General features: G+C 50.9%; 5 protein-coding genes. All 5 read left to right on the forward strand.

The window, feature by feature from the left end; translation table 11 throughout:
• Nucleotides 1-587: cation transporter (locus R3177_RS13470; protein ID WP_318971540.1), on the forward strand; the 587-nt coding region annotated here is incomplete at its 5' end.
• A 183-nt stretch (nucleotides 588-770) separates the two neighbouring features.
• Complete coding sequence (locus R3177_RS13475; protein ID WP_318971541.1) at nucleotides 771-1,076, forward strand: DUF6172 family protein; 306 nt, start codon at nucleotides 771-773, stop codon at nucleotides 1,074-1,076.
• Between the two features lie 57 nt (nucleotides 1,077-1,133).
• On the forward strand, nucleotides 1,134-2,402 hold the full coding sequence (locus R3177_RS13480; RefSeq protein WP_318971542.1) for a DEAD/DEAH box helicase: 1,269 nt from the start codon (nucleotides 1,134-1,136) through the stop codon (nucleotides 2,400-2,402).
• Nucleotides 2,403-2,609: 207 nt separating this feature from the next.
• A complete protein-coding gene (locus tag R3177_RS13485) occupies nucleotides 2,610-3,512 on the forward strand; it encodes an ion transporter (RefSeq protein WP_318971543.1) in 903 nt (300 codons plus the stop codon).
• A gap of 200 nt (nucleotides 3,513-3,712) precedes the next feature.
• Nucleotides 3,713-4,348: ABC transporter permease (locus R3177_RS13490; protein WP_318971544.1), on the forward strand; the 636-nt coding region annotated here is incomplete at its 3' end.

Genomic DNA, 4,348 nt, shown 5'->3' on the forward strand with positions numbered 1-4,348 from the left:
CATCAGCAGCGCGTTTTGAAAAGAAAACGCTGCTGATCCTGTTAGCTATTAATGCCATTATGTTTATTGCTGAGCTGACGCTGGGCTGGCTGGCGGAATCTGCCGGACTTATCGCTGACTCTTTAGATATGTTAGCCGATGCCAGTGTCTATGGTCTGTCACTTTATGCTGTGGGAAAAGGGATAGGGGCACAAGCGAAGGCAGCCAGGGTAAGCGGCTACTTACAAATTGCCCTGGGTGTTGGTGTGTTATTTGAGGTTATCAGGCGTCTGTTTTTCGGCAGCGAGCCTCAAAGTACCCTTATTGTTATGGTTGCTGCTGTTGCTTTACTAGCAAATGTCATTTGCCTTGTCCTTATTTCCAGACATAAAGAGAATGGCGTGCATATGCGCGCCTCGTGGATTTTTTCAGCAAACGATGTGATTGCCAATTTGGGAGTCATTTTATCCGGTGTTTTAGTTGCCGTGGTGGGCAACCGGTATCCGGATTTAATCGTCGGTACCCTCATATCACTGGTCGTGATCCGGGGCGGCATAAAAATATTGCAAGATGCTAACAAGACTGAAAATTCAGCAAGCTGCGCCTGACAAGTCAGCCTGTCTGCAGCCGTTTCGCGGTGGCAGCTCAGGGTATGCCGGCCAACTATTGTGCGTAATATGCCAGCAAATTGCAGATAGTGGCAGTTATCTTTAGCGTATCCATGTAGAATGCGCGCATTATTTTGCGCGTTCAGCTTTGTGTTATGAGTGTGCCCACCTGTAGGAATTTTTATGAAAAAAACATTCGCGTTAACCCACCCGAAGCTGAATACGGCGCGCCTGGTCGATGCCATTAAGCATGAAATTAAGAAGTACCTGGCCCGCGAGCGGCGTAAGGCGCTGCCTGACGGTAAAGACTACTGGACCTTTGATTGTCGTTTTGGTGCTGCAGAGGACGTTGCAGAGAAAATTTTTACCTCTGAGATTAACAAAAAGATTGATGCTGCGGTGGCAGACGAGCTACCGGCGTTTTATATCGAGATTTTAGCCCGTGCTTGTAACCATAAACCGCGCGATACGGCAGTAACGGCAGACTGATTTTATCCGATGCGGCCCCTTATTTATTAACTGTAGCATGGCTACAGAGGACACCTGATGCACTTTTCATCGTTAGATTTAGACCCCGATTTACAGCGCGCTCTGGAAGAGTGCGGTTACAGCGAGATGACCCCGGTACAACAGCAGGCCATTGTGCCGGCCCGCCGCGGTAAGGATTTACAGGTGACGGCGCAAACCGGTACCGGTAAAACCGCTGCTTTTGCTATTCCACTACTGCAACAAATGCTGGATAAGCCTAAAGCGACCGCCGCTAAACGGCCACGGGCGCTTATTCTGACCCCCACCCGCGAGCTTGCCGAGCAAATTGGTGTAGCGGTATCGGGTTATGCCCGCTATTTACCCCTCAGTGCTACCGCCTTGTATGGCGGCGTAAAAATGGGCGGCCAGGCAAGTAAATTAAGCGCAGGGGTAGATATTGTGATCAGTACCCCCGGTCGCTTATTAGAGCATCTGGCGCTGGGTAATGTGATTTTAAGTGATGTCGAATTTGTGGTGCTGGATGAAGCCGACCGTATGTTAGATATGGGCTTTAGTACCGATGTGCTGAACCTGCTGCAACAAACAGCCACTAAGCGCCAGACCTTGTTGTTTTCAGCAACGACCTCACCGGCAGTCAATGAGTTATCGCATAAAATTTTGCGTAATCATCAGCAAATCCGGGTGGCAAGAGCCAACAGTACTGCCGATACCGTTGACCATGTGGTTTATCCGGTGGAAGAGAGTCGCAAAATTGAGTTGTTTGAGGCGCTGCTGGCCGAGAATAACTGGTTTCAGGTACTGGTATTTACCAGCACCAAAGAACAGGCCGACCGCTTACTCGCCGGGCTGCAGCAGCGTAAAATTGAGGCGGCAGTGTGCCATGGCGATAAAAGCCAGGGCGCCAGACGCCGGGCAATTGCTGATTTTAAATCGGCTAAGTTGCAGGTATTAATTGCTACTGAAGTGGCCGCCCGCGGTCTGGACATTCACGGTTTGGATTATGTGGTGAATTTTAATCTGCCGTATTTACCGGAAGACTATGTCCACCGGATTGGCCGCACCGGCCGCGCCGGAGCGTCAGGCGCTGCCATTTCTTTTGTCAGCCGCGAAGAGGAGCAAACGTTGGAGCGGATCCAAAAGCTCATCGGCAGTGGTATTAAACGGATCGTCAAGCCGGGCTTTGAAGTCAGTAACCGCGAGTCGCTGCTAAAAAGTATCTCGCGCAAAGTGTTGTCGGGCCGTTCTAATAAAGCCAGTGAAACCGCGATTGATTTGGAAAAAAGCAGTAAGGCTAAACCCAAGGCAAAAGAACAGCGCAGTAAGTAACTGCCGGCATCTCACCCCGACAGGGCGGCTTTATCAAGCTGCCCTGTTGCTTTTTATCCCAGGCAATTGCGGTCAGAATCGACCTATGGCCAATTTGGGCTATTATCTAAGCAGTAGTCTGATTTTATGTTATTTTTTATCCCGCTTATCAGCAGTTAGCGGCGTGAAATAACGCTTATCTATGGTAACTAACGAGACGTGAACGGCATGGCTGAACCAGCACCTGAGAAAATCGATTTAAAAACCCGGATTTTTCAAATTATTTTTGAATCGGATACGCCGGCAGCCAAAGCTTTTGATGTGGTGCTGGTGCTGCTGATTTTTTTCAGTGTAGCCATCATTATGCTCGACAGTGTGCAGGCATATCATCAGCGTTATGGTACCTTCTTTTATTACACCGAATGGGTGATTACCCTGCTGTTTACGCTGGAGCTGGCGCTGCGAATTTATTGTCTGGAAAAGCCCCGGCTTTATCTGAAAAGCTTTTTTGGCATTATCGATATGCTGGCGGTGATACCGACCTGGCTGGCGCTGATTGTGCCGGGGGCCCAGACGCTGGTGGTGCTGCGCCTGCTTCGGACCTTACGGTTATTCCGGGTGCTTGAGATGACCGCGCTGGTCGGGCAGGGACAACTGCTGTTAAGAGCGCTGGGCCGCAGTCGCGGTCAGATCCTGCTGTTTTTGTTCTCGGTATTAATGCTGGTCATTGTTTTTTCCTCAATTATGTATCTGATTGAACCCGACGAAGCCGGTTTTACCAGTATTCCCCGGTCTATTTACTGGGGTATTGTTACGCTGACCACGGTAGGTTATGGCGATATCTCACCGGTGACCCCGCTGGGCCAGTTTATTGCCATGATGATTATGCTGTCCGGTTACTCGATCATTGCGCTGCCGGCCGGGGTATTTTCGGTTGAAGTGATCCGGGCGCTGCGTGATGAGCAATATTCTGATGAAGCGTGTCCGGGTTGCGGTGCGCATCAGCATGAACATGATGCGTTGTTCTGTAAATACTGCGGTACCTGGCTGGATGAGGAAGACCCCAAACCTGATTCGCCGACCAGATATGCCAGGAAAAAACGGCTGGGCAGGAAAAACAGTTTATTGTAAGCATTAGCCATTGCATCCCTGCTACCGGCGCCGGCCGTTGTCAGCCGGTGACAGAGATTGTCGGCATTGCTAGAGAAAATAGCTAAAGCAATCTACTATTTAGGGTATCTGACACCGTTAAATTCATTGCTGGTCCAGAGGAGGCTTTAAATCGTGTACCTGTCAACCTGGCCGCCAAGCGCGCACCTGAACCTGAATTAATGAGTACAACAGCGGATGCCAAAACGACGGCCGATCTTGTTATCGATCCAGAGCGCAAAGCGCGGCTGCTGGCTCGTGGCGAGTGGACGTTGCCTCATGTTCAGTTATTAAATGAAAAAATCGACACCCTGGCAGCTGACGCATCACAGCTTGATGCCTCAGGTATTTCAAGACTGGACGCGTCCGGGGCCATGCTGCTTGATAAGCTGTGTGCTCAGACCGGTCAGCAGGTAACCGACGCTGGCCTGGCAAAGCAGTGGCATACGCTGTTTGAGGCAGTGACGGCGGTCTCCGGGCAACAACTGCCTGTCGTTGATGCGCCGCCAGTCTGGTATCGTTTGCTGGCAGGGCTGGGCCGGCACATTGTCGGCTTCGGCCGGCAAAGTGTGCTGATTATCAATTTTCTCGGCATTATTGTTCAGCGGCTTGCCGGCATTGTCCGGCAGCCCGGCCGGTTGCGCCTGACCGCTACGGTCTGGCATATGCAGCAAACGGGTCTTAATGCTGCGCCACTGCTTATTTTGCTGGCCAGCCTGACCGGCGCAGTTGTTGCCTATCTGGGGGCAACGGTGCTCAGAGACTTTGGTGCTGAAGTTTTTATTATCGATCTGGTGACCTTTGCCTTTTTACGCGAG

The organism is Arsukibacterium sp., from assembly GCF_033722355.1.
Classification (GTDB): domain Bacteria; phylum Pseudomonadota; class Gammaproteobacteria; order Enterobacterales; family Alteromonadaceae; genus Alishewanella.